Below are 18,224 nucleotides of genomic sequence, written 5' to 3'. Positions count from 1 at the left end.
ACCGCGTGCCCAGTGGATAAGGCGCGCAACTGGGCGATCGGAAGGACTTATGCCTCGAGGTGTGCGATCGCAGTGACCGGCTCCGGCCACCCCACGAACGCCCCGTCCGGCCCCGACCGCAACAAGCTCCGCACCACTATGCTAGAAGAGCGGTTCGCTCAGGGACTCGTCGAGGGCCCAGTTGTAGGTGTACACCGGCGTCTCGATCGGGACCGAGTACTTGACGATGATGTCGATGCGCCCGGAGGTGCGGCTGACCTGGACGTCCTTGCTCCCGACCGGCAGGGAGAGCTCTTTGGCCTTCGCCAGGATATTCTTCTTGATCAGCTGGTCGTCGTGGTGCGGCAGGGAGGCGAAGCGTGCCTGTTCGTCGATCGAGTCGCGGAATTCATAGACGTTGATCATGATCGGAACGATCTTCACTCCCAGGTAGACGAACGCCGCCAGGATCAGGATGGCGAACAGCGTCCCGAGCCGGCCCTCGCCTTTTTCGTCACGCAGGAACACGGTGCAGGCCCCCCTTCCATGCCGCAATGCGCGGTCCAGGCGAATATAGGAACCGCCCGGCGATGCGTCAAGCGGCCCGATGACAGGATTGTGATCGGACGGGGGCTCAGCGGATGAAGCGGAAGGTCCGCTCCCAGCGGGTGTCCGTGAAGAAGGCGCCGGCGCTCGTGAGCAGGCGATGGACCCCGGAATCGGGCCGCCGGCCCGCCGCCTGCGCGCCGTCGGGCCGCCTGCCCTCGAAGGACCAGTAGATCAGGATGCCGCGCCCGACGATGTGATCGCGGGGCACCAGCCCCCATTCGCGGCTGTCGCGGCTGTCGTCGCGATTGTCCCCCATGACGAAGTACTGCCCCTCCGGGATCGCCAGCGGCCCGAAGTTGTCCAGCTCGTAGGGAACCGAGCCGGGGTACTTGTGGCTGCCGTACGGCTCGATCAGAGGCACGTACCCTTCCTGCCCGGGCTTCTGGATGTAGACCACGCGGTCGACGATCTTGATGGTCTCGCCCGGCAGGGCGATGGCCCGCTTGACGTAGTCCTGGCGCTCGTCGTGGGGATAGCGGAAGACGATCACGTCGCCGCGCCTCACCGGGGCGATCGGCAGGAAGGCCCGCTCGATCGCGGAGGCCAGGGGGGTCAGGGCGAACTTGTTCACCAGGACGTAGTCTCCGACCAGGAGGGTGTCCTCCATGGAGGGGCTCGGGATGGTGAACGGCTGGAACAGGAAGGTGCGCACGAACAGGGCGAAGATGATGGCCACCAGCCCCGCCTGCGTGTACTCGAATACGAACCGCCTGGGCTTCAACGAGATCGCCATGCCCCGCCCCCGCCCAGATTATGGGACGATCGCCTGCCGGTTTCCACCGTCAATCGACCTTGAGAAGGGCCAGGAAGGCCTCCTGCGGGAGATCGACCCGCCCGACCTTCTTCATCCGTTTCTTCCCCTCCTTCTGTTTCTCCAGGAGCTTGCGCTTGCGGGTGATGTCGCCGCCGTAGCACTTGGCGAGGACGTTCTTGCGCATGGCCGCGACGTTCTCCCGGGCGACGATCTTGCTCCCGATCGCCGCCTGGATCGCCACCTCGAAGAGCTGACGCGGAATGACCTCGCGCAGCTTCTGCGCCAGGGCGCGCCCCTTCGGCGCGGCGCGGTCGCGGTGCACGATGAGCGACAGGGCGTCCACCGGCTCGCCGTTCACCAGGATGTCGAGCTTCACCAGGTCCGATTCCCACCAGCCCGTGTGGTGGTAGTCGAGCGAGGCGTAGCCGCGCGACAGGGTCTTGAGACGGTCGTAGAAATCGAGGACCACCTCGTTGAACGGCAGGTCGTAGGTGATCAGCACGCGGCTGGTGGTCACGTACTTGATCTCCTTCTGGATGCCCCGTTTGTCCTGGCAGAGCGCCAGGATCCCGCCGACGTGCTCGGGAGGGGTCAGGATGAGCGCCGTGATCACCGGCTCCTCCCAGCGATCGATCTTCTGCGGCGGCGGCAGCTTCGCCGGGTTGCTGACCTCGAGCGCCTCGCCGTCGGTGGTGGTGATGCGGTAGCGCACCGACGGCGCCGTGGTGATCAGCTCCATCTCGAAGTGCCGCTCCAGGCGCTGCTGCACGATCTCCATGTGCAGGAGCCCCAGGAAGCCGCAGCGGAACCCGAAGCCGAGCGCCTCGCTGGTCTCCGGCTCGACCGTGAAGGACGAGTCGTTGAGGCGCAGCTTGTCGAGGGCGTCGCGCAGGTTGTCGTAGGACGACTCGCCGATCGGGAACAGGCCGGCGAAGACCATCGGGCGCATCTCCTGGAAGCCGGGGAACGCGGTCGCCGCGGGACGGCGGGCGTCGGTGACCGTGTCCCCGATCTTGACCTCGGCGGAGTTGCGGATGTTGGCGATCAGGAACCCGACCTCGCCGACCGACAGGGAGTCGACCGGCACCAGCTTCGGCGTCAGGAGCCCCAGCTCCTCGAGGTCGTACTCGCGGCCCGTGGCCATCAGCCGGATGCGCATCTTGCGGCTGAGGGTCCCGTCGATGACGCGCGCCAGGATGATCACCCCGCGGTAGACGTCGAACCACGAGTCGAAGATCAGCGCCTTCGGCGGCCCCTGGGGATCCCCCTTGGGATTCGGGACATCGCGCACCACCGCCTCGAGGATGTCGCGCACGCCCGTTCCTTCCTTGGCGGAGCACAGGATGGCGCCGTGCGCGGAGATGCCGATGATGCTCTCGATCTGGTCGACGACGCGCTCCGGCTCCGCCGACGGCAGGTCGATCTTGTTGATGACCGGCAGGACCGCCAGGTGGTGGTCCACCGCCATGTACGAGTTGGCCAGCGTCTGCGCCTCGACCCCCTGGGAGGCGTCCACGACCAGGACCGCCCCCTCGCAGGCCGAGAGCGATCGCGACACCTCGTAGGCGAAGTCGACGTGCCCCGGCGTGTCGATCAGGTTCAGGCGGTAGCTCTGACCGTCCCCGGCCTTGTAGTCGAGCGCCACGGCGTGGGCCTTGATGGTGATGCCGCGCTCGCGCTCGAGGTCCATGCCGTCCAGGATCTGGTCCGTCATCTCTCGCTTCGTCAACGCGCCGGTCAGCTCGAGGATGCGGTCGGACAGGGTGGTCTTGCCGTGGTCGATGTGGGCGATGATGCAGAAGTTGCGGATCAGCCGGGGGTCCATTCCTAGTAGTCGAGGCCGGGATCGGCGTTCTGCGACAGGTCCGCGATCTCCCCCCGGACGAGCCTGCGGCGGCCGACCTCGGCGATCATCACGGCGTTGTCGCCCGCCAGCGCGGGGCTGACGGCGAAGCTGCGAAGGCCTGCCTTGCCGGCCTCCTCGGCGAGCCGCGCGCGGAGAAGCGAGTTGCAGGCCACCCCCCCCGACAGGCAGATCGAGCGCGCCGCCTCGCGGCGGGCCACCGTCAGGACGCGCTTCACCATGAACTCCACCACGGCCGACTGGAACGACGCCAGAAGGTCGCGCGTCTCCTGGTCCGGCTCGCCCGCGGGGAAGGGGCGGTCGAGCCCGCGCTCCCTGGCGTGCCGCAGCACGGCCGTCTTGAAGCCGCTGAACGAGAAATCGAGGCTGCCGTCCGACATCTTCGGCGGCGAGAAGCGAACGGCCTTGCGGTCGCCGGTCTTCGCCAGGCGATCGACCGCCGGGCCGCCGGGGTAGCCCAGGCCGACGAGCCTGGCCACCTTGTCGAACGCCTCCCCGGAGGCGTCGTCGCGGGTCCGCGCCAGGCGCTCGGTGCGGTCCTCGTCCCGCGACAGGTACAGCGAGGTGTGCCCCCCGGAGGCGATCAGGCTGACCGCCGGGAACGGCAGGTCGGGGTGCTCGAGGAAAACCGAGCGCAGGTGTCCCTCGAGGTGGTTGACGGCCAGGAGCGGGATGGCCCGGACGTAGGCGATCGCCTTGGCCGCCTGGAGGCCGACCAGGAGCGATCCGACCAGCCCCGGTCCGTACGTGACCGCCACGGCATCGAGATCGGCGAGCCGGACGCCGGCCCTCTTGAGGGCCAGGTCGACGACGGCGTCGATGCGCTCGAGGTGATGGCGCGACGCCAGCTCCGGGACGACCCCGCCGTACGCGCGGTGGATGTCGGTCTGCGAGGCGATGACGTTCGACAGGATGGTCCGTCCACGCAGGACGGCCGCCGCCGTCTCGTCGCAGGACGATTCAATCCCCAGGATGACTGGATTCTCGGCGATCGTCATCGTGTCCGTGGCCCCGCGCGCCCGCCGGGGCGTCAGCCGCGCGCCGGGCGGGCCTCGCGCACCGGCTTGCGGGGCCGGCGGGAGGCGGAAGGGGTGCCGCGCAGGGCGGCGAGGCTCCTGGTGTACGGCGGCCGCGCCACGCCGCGCTCGGTGATGATCGCGGCAATCAGGCGGTGCGGCGTGACGTCGAAGGCGGGGTGGATGACCGGCACCCCCTCCGGCACGATGCGCCGGCCGCCGATGCTCGTGACCTCGAGCGGGCCGCGCTCTTCGATCGGGATGTCGGCCCCCGTCGAGGCGGACGGGTCGAGCGTCGAAATCGGCGCGGCGACGTAGAACGGCACGCCGTGCGCCTGCGCCAGGACGGCGACCTGGTAGGTGCCGATCTTGTTCGCCGTGTCGCCGTTCCTGGCGATGCGATCCGCGCCGACGACGCAGAGGTCGATCTCCCGCTTCTGGAACAGGTGCCCCGCCATGCCGTCGGTCAGGACGGTGACGGGAATGCCGTCGCGCTGCAGCTCCCATGCGGTCAGGCGGGCCCCCTGCAGGAAAGGGCGCGTCTCGCAGGCGTAGACCGCCACCCGCTTCCCCTCCTCGGCGGCCGCCCGCACCACGCCGAGCGCGGTGCCGTATCCGGCCGTGGCCAGCGCCCCCGCGTTGCAGTGCGTCAGGACGCGGCAGGACACGGGCAGCAGGGCCGAGCCGTGCCGCCCCATGGCCTTGTTCGCCTCGACGTCCTGCGTTTGAATGGCCACGGCCTCGTCCTTCAGGGCGGCCTGGAGACGGGGAAACGGGTCGCTCTTGTGCGCCTCGAAGCAGAGGCGCATCCGCTCGATCGCCCACGACAGGTTCACCGCCGTCGGGCGGGTCGCCGCCATGAGGCGGGCCAGCGACTCGAAGCGGCCGCGGCGCTCGTCTCCCGGGCCTGCGGCCTCGCGCCGGAACCCGAGCGCGATCCCCATGGCCGCGGCCACGCCGATCGCCGGCGCGCCGCGGATCGCCATGTCGCGGATCGCGTCCGCCACCTCCTCCGGCGAGCGCAGGGTGAGATACGTTTCCTGCTCCGGGAGGCGACGCTGATCGAGCATCACCACGCCCTCGTCCGTCCACTCGATCGTCCTGAACATTGCGGCGCCATGTTACTGGAAACGGCACCAGGGGCGCAATTGCAGGGGGCGGGTCCCATTATTCAGTCCGGACAATGGAGTCCGGCTCGCAACAAGCGGGTCGGCGCATGCCGATCCGGCGGAACGCCCGCGCCGCGCCGTCCGATTGCCCAGAAACCCGTTGACAAGACTGAGGGTTGGCCGTATCTGGAACCCAAACAGGTGACGTGCTGGGTGACAGATCTGTAAGGCCCGAGCTGAGTCCCTTTGCTCCCGGTCCGGGACGCAAGGGGTCGTGTTTTCTGGAGGGGCTGATGCGCAAGTCGGGGAATCCTGGATCCCTGCCGTTTGTGGCTTCTGCCGCCGTCGTCCTGGCGGCTCTTTTCATGTTCGGGCTGGGGGTGAGTCTGGCCGGAAGAGACCCGGGCGCGGGAAACAAGAGGTCGATCGGAAGGCAGAAGGGGCTCACATTCGAGGAACGGTTCGGTCCCGACAGCTCCTATGAATTCTGGCAGCAGACGCACCTGCCGCGCGCCACGGAGCGCGGGCCCGGCCTGTCCCCCTTCGGCGAGGCCTTCAAGTCGATCCCCGAGCCGCGCGATCGCCGCGGCCTGGTCCTGACCTCCCTCGGCTTCGTCGACCTGAAGCAGCCGCACGGGCTCGATGCCCTGCCCGCGGGGCTCCTGCGCAAGGCCACGCACGGACGCGCCGGCCGCGGCGGAATCGCGCCGGGCGCCAACCTGATCCAGGTGTCCGCCGCCGCGATCAGCGATCTGGGCCTGGAAGAGGTCGAGCGGCGCCTCGGCCAGTCGGGCCGGATCGTCGGCGTCCTCCCCGAGCGGGCCTTCCTGGTCCGCGCACACGACGCCGCTGCCCTCGAGCGCCTGGCCGGCCTGCCGATCGTCGAAGCCATGATGCCGTACCACCCGGGGCTCAAGATCGACCGCACGCTCGGCCGCACGCCGTTCATCCAGAAGAGCCGGGCGCTCAGCTCGAGGCTCGAGCTGATCGTGGCCGCCTGGCCCGGATCCCGGCCGGAGGAGATCGCCGAGATGCGGCGCGCCGTGGAGACCGTGGCGGGCGCGCGCGCGGTGAGCGACTACTCGGGGGACGGCACGGTGCTGCGGGCCGATGCGGAGGCCGCGCGGGTGCCGGCCATCGCGGCGATCGACGCGGTCGGCGCGGTGCAGGAGATCCCGGAGTATGTTCTGTCGAACTCCGAGGGGGCCAGCCTGGTCATGACCGGGAGCGTCGAGGACACCCTCGGAGCCCGGCCATACCACGACATCGGCGTCGACGGCGGCGGCATCGACACCAACGGCGATGGCAAGCGGATCAACGACGGCACCGACCTGGTGCCGCCGCAGGTCGTGGCGGTGACCGACAACGGGTTGAGCTTCGACTCGGCGCAGTTCTCGCAGACCGCCACGCAGGCGATCGGCATCCAGGCGCCCATCGGGTCGCGCCATCGCAAGGTCCAGGCGATCCAGTCGATTCTCGACAACGGCGACACCTGCGACGGCGCCCTCTTCGGGAGCGGCACGCACGGCAACGTGGTGGCGGGGGCGATCGCCGGCAATCCCTCCGCGCTCGGGGTGTTCGTCAGCAAGTCGATCCTCCTCGGACGGCCGACGATCACCGGCATCAATCTGGACGGCATCGCGAAGGGCGCGCGCATCATCATGCAGGACGCCGCCGACCCGTCGCGCTGCCTGTACAACGAGCTCATCGAGCTGGGGGGCAACGTCATCCCCGGGAACATGGACACCACCGTGCTCATGCAGGCGCGCAACGGCAGCAGCAACGTCCACCTGCACGTGCTGCCGTTCGGCGTGCCGAACTTCGACAACGTCCTCGCCAATCCCCAGAACGGCACCTACACGATCGATTCGCACCAGATCGATCAGTTCCTGGTCAACAACCGGGACTACATGGTGTTCGTGCCGGTCGGCAACCAGGGATCGGCCCCGTCGCAGGTGTCCAAGCGTCTCTATCCCGACCTGTTCGACGGGACCACCGCGGACAACGATCCCAACGCGCCCGCCGGCCTGGAGATCCCGCCTCCCGCGACCGCCAAGGACATCGTCTCCGTCGGCAGCCACCGCTACGACATGCAGACCTACGCGGGGGCCCTGAACGAGGAGGAAACCTCCTCCCCCTGGTCGTCGCGCGGACCGGCGACCCCTCTCTCCCTGCGCACCGCCCCGATCCTGCTGTCGGCGGGGGATGATTTCAGCGGGCTGTTCGGCGCCCCGGGCACCTCGGGGGTCGCCGTCCTGAGGAGCCGCGACAACAACAACACCGGTACCGTGGAGGCCCAGATCGACGAGGGGAACCTCGGGACGTCCTACGCCTCGGCCTACGCCACCGGCGCGGGGGCCCTGGTGCGCGACTATTTCGCCCAGGGCTTCTACCCCACCGGCAGCCGCACCACGGGCAACCGGATGCCGGGCCTCTCGGGGGCCCTGGTCAAGGCGGCCCTGGTGGCGAGCGCGAACTTCATGGAGAACATCGGGGTCAGCGACCTCCCCATCGTCGCCGATCGGCTGATCGCACAATCGAGAGCGCTCAACATGGGGTCGGTGTCGGGGACGCCGGTCGGCGTCCTGGGGAACAACGAGCAGGGATACGGCCGGATCCAGCTCTCCTCCGTCCTGCCGATTCCCAACTGGCCGCCGTCCAAGGCGATCGGGCTCCCCAACACGCTCGAATACCCGGCGGCGGGCCTGCTGATCTTCGACGACATCGGCACCGGCGCGCCGCCGATCAACAACACCACGAACGCCGACGTCGCCCGCACCTTCCTGGTCAACTCGCCCAACACGACGATCCTGACCGGCGGCGGCCGGGTCGTGTCGATCGGGAGCCTGCGGGTGGCCCTGGCCTGGACCGATCCCCCCGACGCGGCCGAGGGGAACGGCACGCTGGTGAACGACCTCGATCTCGAGCTGGAGTCCCCGGGCCGGGACAACTGCCTGTTCCAGGGGGACGTCGCCCCGGGCGGCATCGCGTGCGGGGCGTCGAGCGCCAACGACAACATCCTCTACGACGGCAACGTCTACCAGACCGGGGGAGGACCGCGCGTCGGCCAGTGGTCGCAGGGGCGGGGCGCCGTCGACCCCAATCTCGGCGACACGCGCAACCCCGTGGAGGCGATCCACCTGTCGGCCGTGCGCGTCGACAACCTGGGACAGCCGGCCGACTCGCAGCTTCCGGTCGGCACGTGGCGCGTGCGCGTGAAGCGCGGCGCGGGCGGCGCGGTGCCGGGGCAGATCAGCGCCATCATCGGCGCGAACGAGGACGCCAACGGCAACTTCCGCCTGGACGGCACGGAGGACACGGACGGCGACGGCCTTCTGGACGCCGGCGGGCAGCCGTACGCGCTGGTGATCGCCGGCCCGGTCCTCGGGTCCGGCTCGCAGACCTGGGGCGGCACGACGCACACGTTCCCGGCGAGCACCGTCGATCTGGACAAGGGGGTCTACGGCTGCGCCGACGACGTCGAGGTGCAGGTGTTCGACGCGGACGCCACGACGGCCAGCATCGGCTCGGCCATCACGCTGACGGTGCAGGATGCCGCGGGGAACGTGCTCGACACCGAGCGCGGCTTCGCCTTCACCGAGAGCCCGGCGGGAAGCAAGGGCTTCAAGTCGGTGAAGGTGCCCGTGCGCCAGGCCTCGCCGAACGCGGTGTCGAACAACGGCCTGCTGGAGGCCGACACCGGGCGCTTCATCGTCGCCGACTACACCGACGCGCCCGTGAGCGGCCAGGCGCGCGGCACGGTGCGCTGCGATCCGGAGCTGTTCGCCGGCGTCCTGCACGTGACCAACCAGAACGACGGCCCGGTGCTGGTCGCCGGAGGCTGCGATCGCGACCAGTTCCCCGACGCGGGCGAGATCGTGTCCTACACCATCGCGATCGTGAACACCAACCGCGGCGACGATTACACGTCAGTGGTCGCGACCCTGACGCCGTCGGGGCCGGGGGCCGCGGCGGTGACGGTTCTCGATTCCCCCAAGGGGATCGGCCGGCTGCCGGGAGGAGCGAGCACCGCGATCGGGTTCTCGCTCAAGATCGACGGCGCGATCCTGAACGGCCTGCCGGTCGCCAGCCGCGCGGTCACCCTGACCCTCGGCCTCGACTCGAGCAATCGATCGAAGGTGATCGGGAGGCAGACCTTCGCGTTCACGCACGCGCTGAACGCCGACCGCGAGGCGTTCCACTACTCGACCGACTTTCCGACCGGCGGGCGCGAGGTGCGCGACCTGAACCGCAACCTCCAGGTCGACAAGGCCGATGTCATCGATCCGTTCATGACCATCCAGATCCCGGACGAGGACATCACCTTCTCGTCGCTGTTCTTCTCCGACGGGGGGCTGGTGCGCAACGTCCTGGGCGAGGACCTGGACGGCGACGGCGTGCAGGACCCCAACGAGTTCGACGTCATCCCGAACGGCACGCTGGATCCCGGCATCCTGTTCGGTCCGGGCGGGCCGGACTCGCGCGACAAGGTCCCGTTCACCTTCGACCGTAACGACGGCGGCTTCTTCCCGGTTCGCCACCCGGTCAGCATCCCGGGAAACGTCCAGGGCGGGACCATCTGGGAGCACCAGCGCTCCGGAATCTGCGGCTTCCAGTCGGCGAACGACGACAACAACCCGGCCGCGTTGTTCCAGAACCTCGGCGCCGGAGTCTGGCACACCGGAGACGGCGACACCACGACCCCGGCGGACACCGCGCTCGGGTGCGACAACTACGCCATGCCCCAGGAGCCCAACACGCCGATCCAGGCCGAGCGGATCATGGACGTCCTGATCTCGCCGATCATCGCCCAGGTGCGCCAGCTGCCCGACTCGCGGGGCTTCCCGTACACCGTCGAGTTCCAGCGCCTGGCGATCAACTTCAATCTGCAGACCTTCGACGAGTTCGCCGGCGGCTTCGTCAACCTGGACACCAATCTCGAGAGCGACGACCGCAACTGCCTGCTCTGCCAGACCGTGTTCTACCCGCGCTTCGGCGGCGTCTACTACAACACCTGGCATTTCGACACCTACAACTACGGCATCGACCCGGCCAACGACGACATCGTCTCTCAGCGGACCTTCGGCGCCCTGTTCGACCAGAACGGATCGATCGTCGGCAGCGGCCTGATCGAAGGAAACGAGAAGGGGTTCTCGGGCTTCACCCAGAACACCAACCCGAACAGCCGGAGCCCGATTCCGGAGGCGGCCCCCGATTTCATGCCGTACCCGCGCCCGATCGATCCCCTGCCGCTCGCCGCGGACGGCCACCCCGTCGACCGGCGGCCGGCCGGCCCGACCCGCAACTACGATTTCTCGCTGATCAACTACCTGGATGGCCAGGTCTTCCCGGAGACCGGCCCGGGCGCGTTCGAGCCGGGCGGCTTCTTCAGCTCGGGGCCGACCGGCACGCGCTGGCAGTTCGAGATCGGGTTCTTCGTGATCGAGAGCGCGGCCGGCGTGGCCGATTACGGCCTGGCGATCGACGACCCGGTGCTGGAGTGGGACGAGGTCCACCCGGTGGACGAGAGCCAGTTCGTCCCGCCCCACACGCCCGCGTGCCAGCGCTTCGGCGCGCCCGGGCAGGCGGCGGGGCAGCAGTGCGCCACGCTGGTCGTGGACCGCACCTCGCTCTACCAGTGCGACGAGGCGATCGAGGTGACGGTCAACGATCCGAAGGTGGCGGGGGCGCCCTCGGTGACCGTGCTGGCCGCGACGGAGAGCGACTCGAAGCCGATCACCACGGGCGTGAACCGCGTCAACATGCCGATCAAGAGCTTCCCCCTGCCGGCGGTGGCCCCCGGGATCTTCCGGGGCACGATCACCGTGACCGGGCAGTTCAACAATCCCGGGACCCTGTTCGTCACGCCGTACCTGGATCAGACGCTCAACGTCTATTACATCGATCCGCTGTGCGACGGGGACGCCGACGGCCAGGTCGGAGAGCGCACCTTCGACAACCTGGACGGCGACAACCTCATGGCGCCGCCGCTCGGGAACGACAAGTGCCCCCAGATCTACGATCCGGGGAATGCCGACGCCGACAACGACGGCCTCGGCAACTTCTGCGACAACTGCCCGGGGCTCCCGAACGCGAACCAGAGCGACCTCGACGCCGACGGGGTCGGCGATGTCTGCGACCTCGACGACGTCGACTTCGACGGCGTGTCGAACCAGCTCGACAACTGCCCCGACGTCTACAACCCGCTCCAGGTGCCGGTCAGCGGGCAGAACCCGCAGGGCGAGGCGTGCGCCCAGACGGGCGATCGGGACCTCGACGGGATCCAGGACAAGAACGACAACTGCGTCCGCACCTACAACCCGACGCAGACCAACAGCGATGGCAACGACGGCCTCGGCGATGCCTGCGACGGCGACTGCCAGGGGGCCGCGAAGACCGACCTCGCCACCGGGTCGTGCAACCGGTCGAACACCATCGTCTGTCCCGCGAACCCTTGCCCGACCACCGGCCACTGCAGCGATACGCCGGGGACGATCTGCGCCGCCACCAGTGACTGCCACGGACCCGGCAACACCTGCATCGAAATCAGCCCGGAGGTCTGCGTCCGGTCGGGGGTCGTCAACACCGGCGGCTGCTCCACCAGGAACGACGACACGGACGTGGACAAGGTCCCCGACGCGGTGGACGACTGCCCCACCGTCTACAACGCCGCGGTCATCCTCAACACCTTCCGCCAGCAGGACTCCGACTCGGACGGCCTGGGGGACGCCTGCGACCCGGTCGGATCGTGGGACGACGACAACAGCGGGACCCCGGACGACATCGTGAGCTACGGCGTGGAGGTCGCCTGCCGCGCCCTGCCTCTGGCCCGGCTCATCGTCAAGAGCGTGAGCGCGGGGGACGTGGACGGCGATCGCGACATCTTCCCGGACAGCGGGGAGAAGGCGCGCATCTACCTCACCGTGCAGAACGCCGGGACGTTCGACCTCACCAACGTCAACCTGGTCGTGAACAGCAGCGACACGGACATCGCCTGCATCACCCGGCCGAGCATCTTCCGGCCCCTGTTCCGCGCGGGGGAGACCCTGGTCCTCGGAACCTCCGGCCCGAACAAGATCGCCGGCGACGGCGACGACACCGGGGACTACTTCGAGCTGGTCACCAAGACGACGATGCAGAGCCTCTCCGGCTCGAACCCGGCGGCCCTGGACCTGACCCTCACCCTGACCTCGGCGGAATCGCTGGGGACGGTGAGCCAGGTGCCGGTGCGGGTCCTGGCCGATCTCAACGTCCCCCCCGGATCGGTGCAGACCAAGGTCCTGGGCCCCGACGGGTCCCCCGGCACCAGCGACGACGGCCAGATCGTCGAGACCTTCGACACGGATCGGGACGGCGACGGCGTCGTCTCGGTGAATGACCTGCCGAACGGCACGCCCAACATCCACAACGACACGATCGGCGTGACCGTGCGCACCACCCTGGGGGGGATCGGCGGCCTGGCCGCCGTCGCCTGCGGCGGATTCATCGTGCCCCCCGCCGATCCCGGCTGCATCATCGATCCGGACAACGAGATGGACTGGCACATCCACTGTCCGGCGAGCCCCGTGGAGGACAGCTGCCCCAACAGCGCAGGCCACCAGACACCGACGGACGGGCGGCTGGCGTACAACGGGAAGAATTCGCTGCACTGGGGCTACCACTTCAGCACCACGAACCGGGCCGACGGCGACACCACCAAGTTCCGGCAGATGGCCGCCTTCATGACCAACCCGATCAACCTGGCCCTCTTCCCCGATCCCGGCGACCTGATCCTGTCCTTCTTCCACATCGCCAGCATGATGAGCAACGACGATGGCTTCAATGCGAAGCCCTTCCACGCCTTCGACTACGGCGATGTGCAGATCCAGATCGACCAGGACCCCCTCCCGGGCACCGATGCGTTCGGCTACTGGGACAAGCTGGTGCCGTTCGAGAACGTCTACGACCACATCCCGCAGGTCTGGAGCGAGTTCCAGACCTCTCCGACCTACTGCCAGTTCACGCCCGCCGACGGGGGCACGGCGCCGCCGGCCCCGCGCGGCTTCCACGAGACGATGTGCTGGCCTTTGGGGGTCTGGTCGAACTGCGGCTGGCAGTGGGACCAGACGACGACGAAGGAATGCCCCGGCCCCGGACAGGCCGGCAGCCAGGGGACCGGCAACTGGGTCCAGACCAGGTTCGACCTGTCGCCGTACCTGGGTCAGCGGGTGAGGATCCGCTGGATCGCCGAGTCGTGGGAATTCAACGCCACGGGACAGTCGTACGAGCAGGAGGGGGGCTCGTGGGACAACCTGATAGACGACGACGGCTGGTGGGTGGACAACATCGTCCTCACGGGCGCCCTCACGACCCAGCTCACGGCGTCGCCGGACACCAGGCCGCCTTCGTCCGGGGCCTGCCCGGCGATCTGCAATCCCGGCGTCGGCGATCACGGCACGACCGGGGCGCTGACCATCCGGGACGCCAACAGCGACACGGTCTTCGAGCGGGGAGAGCGGCTGACCCTCGACGCCTCGGCGTCCTCCCTGCCGGGGGGCTGCGTCGGCGGCGTGGCGCAGTACCGCTTCGTCAGGGACGGCAAGGTGGTGCAGGACTGGACCACCAACAACTCCTACATCGACGCCCCCCTGGTGGACGCCAGCTACCAGCTCCTGGTGCGCTGCAGCGCCGACTTCACGTGCACCGGCACGACCGGCGCGACCGCCATGGCGCGCGTCTACACGGGCGACGGGGAGGACATCTTCATGACCCTGACGCAGGGGAGCGGGGGGGCCTCCTCCATGGCCTGGCCGGCCCGGCCGCAGCCGACGTCGGTCAACGGATACGATGTCTACCGGGGCACGGTTTCGATCGCGACGCCCGGCGACCCGACGTACGCCACGCTCTCCTGCCTGCGGCCGGACGTGCCGCAGCAGGCGATCGGGACGACGGTCTCGGTCCTGGACGGCGCCGCCCCGGTCTCGGGGCAGGGCTTCTACTACCTGGTCGGCCACAGCGCGGTGGCGTCCGGGGGGCTCGACGCCCTGGGGAAGAAGAGCAGCGGCACGATCATCGTCGCGCCGACGGTGTGTCCGTAGGCGCGTAGGCGAATTTCCGGCTGCCCGGCGGCAGCGGCGTCATTGGGGGGGCGTCGCGCGCGGGGTGGAGGGACGAAGGCGGGACCCGCCCGGGTCCCGCCTTTTGTGTGATAGCTTCTTTCCGTGAGCCACCGCAAGGACCGCACCCTCGGGAAACTCCTGGAAGAGTGGGCCGAGGGCCCGCTGCGCGAGTCCCTGTCGCGCCTCCCGGAGCGCTCGCCGCGGTTCGAGACGTCGAGCGGGATCCCTCTGGAGAGGCTGTACACTCCGCTGGACGTCCAGGGGATTCCGTACGCCGAGGACCTGGGGTTCCCGGGCGCCTTCCCGTTCACCCGCGGCGCGCAGCCGACCATGTACCGCAGCCGCTTCTGGACCATGCGCCAGTACGCCGGCTTCGGCGACGCACGCGAGACCAATCGCCGGCTGCGCTACCTTCTGGGGCTCGGGCAGACGGGCCTCTCGGTGGCCTTCGATCTCCCGACCCAGATGGGGTTCGACAGCGATCACGCGCTGGCGCAGGGGGAGGTCGGTCGCGTCGGGGTGGCGATCGATTCGATCGACGACATGCAGGCCCTCCTGCACGATCTGCCGCTCGACCGGGTCTCGACCTCGATGACGATCAACGCGACGGCGGCCATCCTGCTCGCCCTATACGTCGCCGTGGCCCGCGCGCGCGGGGTCCCGCCCGCGAGCCTGTCCGGCACGGTGCAGAACGACGTCTTGAAGGAGTACATCGCGCGCGGGACCTACATCTATCCGCCGGCCGCCTCGCTGCGCATCGCCACCGACCTGTTCGCCTGGTGCCGCGAGACCCTGCCGCGCTGGAACGCCATCAGCGTCAGCGGCTACCATATCCGCGAGGCGGGTTCGACGGCGGTGCAGGAGGTGGCCTTCACCTTCGCCAACGGCATCGCGTACCTCGAGGCGGCGCGCGCCGCCTCGCTTCCGGTTGAAGAGATCGCCGGGCAGATGTCGTTCTTCTTCAACGCCCACAATGATTTCCTGGAGGAGGTCGCCAAGTTCCGCGCGGCGCGCCGCGTCTGGGCCCGGATCATGAAGGAGCGCTTCAAGGCATCCGGAGCGCGCGCCATGCAGATGCGCTTCCACGCCCAGACCGGCGGCTCCACGCTGACGGCGCAGGAGCCGCTCAACAACGTGGCGCGCGTCGCGGTGCAGGCGCTGGCGGCCGTCCTGGGAGGGGCTCAGAGCCTGCACACCAACGCCATGGACGAGGCGCTCGGGCTGCCGACGGAGCAGTCGGCGACCGTGGCGCTGCGCACGCAGCAGATCCTGGCCGCGGAGAGCGGCGTGGCCGACACCGTGGACCCGCTCGGCGGCTCGTACGCGGTCGAGGCCCTGACCAAAGAGATCGAGACGCGCGTGCGGGCGTATCTCGAGGCGATCGATCGCCTGGGAGGCACCGTGAAGGCGATCGAGGCCGGCTACCAGCAGAAGGAGATCCAGGAAGCGGCGTTCCGCCACCAGAAGGACGTGGACGCCGGACGCCGGGTCATCGTCGGGGTCAACCGGTTCAGGGACGAGGCCGCCCCGGAAGGCGCCTCCGGGATGCCGCTCCAGAGGATCGACCCGCGCCTCGAGGAGGACCAGCGCGCGCGCCTCAAGGCGTTCAAGGAGGGCCGCGACGGCGCGTCCGCGCAGGCGGCCCTCCAGGGCGTCGAGCGTGCGGCCCGGGACGGGGACAACCTCCTGCCGCGCATCCTGGCCGCGGTCGAGGCGCGGGCCACCGTGGGCGAAATCGCCGACCGGCTGCGCGCCGTCTTCGGCACCTATCGGCCGGCCGTCGTCTGAAAAGCGGCGGTCCGGGGGCGCCCGCGCCGCGGGGGGAAAGCCTGTTGAGCATCCTCGAGGTCACCGACCTGTCGACCCATTTTGGATCCGGGCCCGGAGAAGTGCGCGCCGTCGATCGGGTCTCCTTCCATGTCGACGAAGGGGAGACGCTCGGCCTGGTCGGCGAGTCGGGGTGCGGCAAGAGCGTCACGGCGCTGTCTCTCCTGCGCCTCGTCCCGCCTCCGGGCCGTATCGTTTCCGGGCGCATCGTCTACAAGGGGACCGACCTGACGGCGCTCCCCGAGAAGAAGATGCGCGCCTACCGCGGCCGCGAGATCGCCCTCATCTTCCAGGAGCCGTCCACCGCCCTCAACCCGGTGTTCACCGTCGGCTACCAGATCGCCGAGGGGCTCATCGTCCACGGCATGATGAAGAAGAAGGAGGCGCTCCGGGAGGCGGTGCGGCTGATGCAGGTGGTCCGCATCCCCGATGCCGAGCGCCGCGCCCGCGAGTACCCGCACCAGATGTCGGGTGGGACGCGCCAGCGCGTGCTGATCGCCATGGCGCTGGCCTGCCGCCCGTCGATCCTGGTCGCCGACGAGCCGACGACCGCGATCGACGTCACCATCCAGGCGGAGATCCTGGACCTGCTGCGCAGCCTCAAGCGGGATTTTCGCCTGTCGCTCATCCTGATCACGCACAACCTCGGGGTCATCGCCGAGACCGCCGACCGGGTCGCGGTCATGTACGCCGGCCGCCTCGTCGAGGAGGCGCGGGCGGCCGACCTGTTCGCCTCGCCCCGGCACCCGTACACGGCCGGCCTGCTGCGATCGGTGCCCCGCCTCGGCGAGGCCGGCGCGTCCCTGCCCGGCGGCCGCAAGCAGCGCCTCCCGTCGATCGAGGGGAGCGTGCCCGACCTGCTCCACCTGCCTTCCGGCTGCGCCTTCCACCCGCGCTGCCCGGACGTCATGCCGGAATGCCGCGAGCACGCTCCGCGCTTCCTCCCGATCGGCGCAGCGGCGGGGGTGGCCACCTCGCCGGGAAGCGCGGGGGCCGTCGCCTGCTTCAAGCACCACGACACGCAGGGGCGGCCGCGATGACGTCGGGTGGCGGCACCGGCGCCGCGCCGGCCCGGCCGGGCCCGCTCCTCGAGGTGCGGGACCTCGTGAAGCACTTCCCGATCCGGCGCGGACTGTTCGCCTCTGTGTCGGGCTGGGTGCGGGCGGTGGACGGGGTGTCGCTGTCGATAGCGCCCGGAGAGACCCTGGCCCTGGTCGGGGAGTCGGGGAGCGGCAAGACGACCACCGGACGCTGCATCCTGAGGCTGATCGACCCGACCAGGGGCTCGGTCCGCTTCGACGGCGCCGATCTCCTGGCCCTGCCGCCGCGCGCCATGCGCCGGATGCGGCGGCAGATCCAGGTGATCTTCCAGGACCCGTACGGTTCGCTCAACCCGCGCATGCGGGCCGGGACGATCGTGCGCGAGCCGCTCGACATCCACCGCATCGGGGCGGGCCGCGCCGAGCGCGACGATCGGGTGGCGGCCCTCCTGCGCCGCGTCGGGCTCGACCCCGCGATGCGCGACCGCTACCCGCACGAGTTCTCGGGGGGCCAGAGGCAGAGGATCGGCGTGGCCCGGGCCCTGGCCCTGCAGCCGCGACTCATCGTGGCGGACGAGCCGGTGTCGGCGCTCGACGTCTCGGTGCAGGCGCAGGTGATCAATCTCCTCATGGAGCTTCAGGAGGAATACGGCATCGCCTACCTGTTCATCGCGCACGACCTGGCGGTGGTGGAGCGCATCGCCGACCGCGTGGCGGTCATGTACCTGGGCCGCATCGTCGAATCCGGATCGCGGGAGGAGATATTCAAGAACCCCCTTCATCCGTATACTAGGGCCCTCCTGCAGGCGATTCCGATCCCCGACCCGGCCAGGGCGAGGGAGCGGCAGGTGCTGCGCGGCGACCCGCCGTCTCCGGCGCAGCCGCCGCCCGGCTGCCGGTTTCATCCGCGCTGTCCCAGCGCGATTGA

Annotated in this window: 9 protein-coding genes; 4 read left to right on the top strand and 5 right to left on the bottom strand. The window is 69.6% G+C overall.

Features of this window, described 5'->3' with window-relative positions:
- Positions 1-141: 141 nt before the first annotated feature.
- The 5 genes from VGV60_04250 to mtnA all read right to left on the bottom strand — a co-directional run bounded on the left by VGV60_04250 (position 142) and on the right by mtnA (position 5,331).
- A complete protein-coding gene (locus tag VGV60_04250; GenBank protein ID HEV8700467.1) occupies positions 142-507 on the bottom strand; it encodes a hypothetical protein in 366 nt (121 codons plus the stop codon).
- 106 nt (positions 508-613) lie between these two features.
- Positions 614-1,321 (bottom strand): signal peptidase I, encoded by a 708-nt coding sequence (lepB, locus tag VGV60_04245; protein ID HEV8700466.1) that lies wholly within the window; start codon positions 1,319-1,321, stop codon positions 614-616.
- 49 nt (positions 1,322-1,370) lie between these two features.
- Positions 1,371-3,167 (bottom strand): translation elongation factor 4, encoded by a 1,797-nt coding sequence (gene lepA / locus VGV60_04240; GenBank protein HEV8700465.1) that lies wholly within the window; start codon positions 3,165-3,167, stop codon positions 1,371-1,373.
- A 2-nt stretch (positions 3,168-3,169) separates the two neighbouring features.
- Complete coding sequence (gene tsaD / locus VGV60_04235) at positions 3,170-4,204, bottom strand: tRNA (adenosine(37)-N6)-threonylcarbamoyltransferase complex transferase subunit TsaD (protein HEV8700464.1); 1,035 nt, start codon at positions 4,202-4,204, stop codon at positions 3,170-3,172.
- A 32-nt stretch (positions 4,205-4,236) separates the two neighbouring features.
- Positions 4,237-5,331: an S-methyl-5-thioribose-1-phosphate isomerase gene (gene mtnA, locus VGV60_04230; protein ID HEV8700463.1), complete on the bottom strand. Its 1,095-nt coding sequence runs from the start codon at positions 5,329-5,331 to the stop codon at positions 4,237-4,239.
- A 293-nt stretch (positions 5,332-5,624) separates the two neighbouring features.
- On the opposite strand from mtnA, the gene VGV60_04225 reads away from it, so the two are divergent.
- From VGV60_04225 to VGV60_04210, 4 genes are all read left to right on the top strand, one after another.
- On the top strand, positions 5,625-14,408 hold the full coding sequence (locus VGV60_04225) for a S8 family serine peptidase (protein HEV8700462.1): 8,784 nt from the start codon (positions 5,625-5,627) through the stop codon (positions 14,406-14,408).
- Positions 14,409-14,531: 123 nt separating this feature from the next.
- Positions 14,532-16,217: a methylmalonyl-CoA mutase family protein gene (locus tag VGV60_04220; protein ID HEV8700461.1), complete on the top strand. Its 1,686-nt coding sequence runs from the start codon at positions 14,532-14,534 to the stop codon at positions 16,215-16,217.
- Between the two features lie 44 nt (positions 16,218-16,261).
- Positions 16,262-17,296: an ABC transporter ATP-binding protein gene (locus VGV60_04215; protein ID HEV8700460.1), complete on the top strand. Its 1,035-nt coding sequence runs from the start codon at positions 16,262-16,264 to the stop codon at positions 17,294-17,296.
- On the top strand, positions 17,293-18,224 hold a 932-nt coding region (locus VGV60_04210), incomplete at its 3' end, for an ABC transporter ATP-binding protein (GenBank protein HEV8700459.1). The genes VGV60_04215 and VGV60_04210, both read left to right, overlap by 4 nt.

Source organism: Candidatus Polarisedimenticolia bacterium, assembly GCA_036001465.1.
GTDB lineage: Bacteria > Acidobacteriota > Polarisedimenticolia > Gp22-AA2 > Gp22-AA2 > Gp22-AA3.
The sequence above is the reverse complement of the archived record's forward strand: the minus strand, read 5'-3'. Positions and strand labels throughout refer to the sequence as shown.